The organism is Pseudomonas sp. R62, from assembly GCF_000257605.1.
GTDB classification, from domain to species: domain Bacteria; phylum Pseudomonadota; class Gammaproteobacteria; order Pseudomonadales; family Pseudomonadaceae; genus Aquipseudomonas; species Aquipseudomonas atacamensis.
This window is the reverse complement of the sequence record NZ_JH635998.1, coordinates 3502004-3502979: the sequence shown is the minus strand read 5'-3', so window position 1 is coordinate 3502979 and position 976 is coordinate 3502004. Positions and strand designations below refer to the sequence as shown.

The following is a 976-nucleotide window of genomic DNA, read 5'->3' as shown; positions in this document are numbered from 1 at the left end:
GTGGATTTGCCCACGCCGCCCTTGCCGGACGCGACGGCGACGACGTTCTTGACGTTGGCCAGCCCGGGAATCTGCGCTTGGGCCTTGTGCGCGGCGATCACGCTGGTGACCTCGACGCGGGCGATGACCACGCCGTCGAGGTTTTCGACGGCCAGTTGCAGCAATTGCGCCCAACCGCTCTTGAACAGGCCGGCGGCGTAGCCGATTTCCAGCTGCACATTGACGCGGTCACCGATGATCTCGATGTTTTTCACGCAACCGGCGCTGACCGGGTCCTGGTTCAGGTAAGGGTCGGTGTATTGGCTGAGGACGGCTTCCACCGCTGCGCGAGTGACGGCGCTCATGGGCAACTCCGATAACAAGACTGGAAAAGATGGCGGCTATCGTACGCTGGACACCGATTTGAGGCGAACAGATTACTTGCGCTGAAAAGCCACTGTGGTGAGGGGACTTATCCCCTCACCACACGAGCTCTCAAAGTACCCAGTGGCGCAGGGGTGAAAAATATGCGCCGGCGCTTTATAGTGGCCGACCTCCGTTTCATCAAGTAGCGAAGCCCCATGTCCGAGCCACGCAAGATCCTCGTCACCAGCGCCCTGCCCTACGCCAACGGTTCGATCCACCTTGGCCACATGCTGGAATACATCCAGACCGATATGTGGGTGCGCTTCCAGAAGCATCGCGGCAACCAATGCATCTATGTCTGCGCCGACGACGCCCACGGTTCGGCGATCATGCTGCGCGCGGAAAAGGAAGGCATCACCCCGGAACAACTGATCGCCAACGTGCAGGCTGAACACAGCGCCGACTTTGCCGACTTCCTCGTCGATTTCGACAATTTCCACTCCACTCACGCCGAAGAAAACCGTGAGCTGTCGAGCCAGATCTACCTCAAGCTGCGTGACGCCGGGCACATCGCCCAGCGCTCGATCACCCAGTATTTCGACCCGGAAAAGAAGATGTTCCTGGCCGACCG

General features: G+C 59.9%; 2 protein-coding genes. One reads left to right on the top strand and one right to left on the bottom strand.

Annotated features, from left to right (window positions below; all coding sequences use genetic code 11):
• Positions 1-344: iron-sulfur cluster assembly protein (locus OQK_RS31390; RefSeq protein ID WP_038861025.1), on the bottom strand; the 344-nt coding region annotated here is incomplete at its 3' end.
• A gap of 216 nt (positions 345-560) precedes the next feature.
• Here OQK_RS31390 and OQK_RS31385 point away from each other — a divergent pair.
• On the top strand, positions 561-976 hold a 416-nt coding region (locus OQK_RS31385), incomplete at its 3' end, for a class I tRNA ligase family protein (RefSeq protein WP_038861024.1).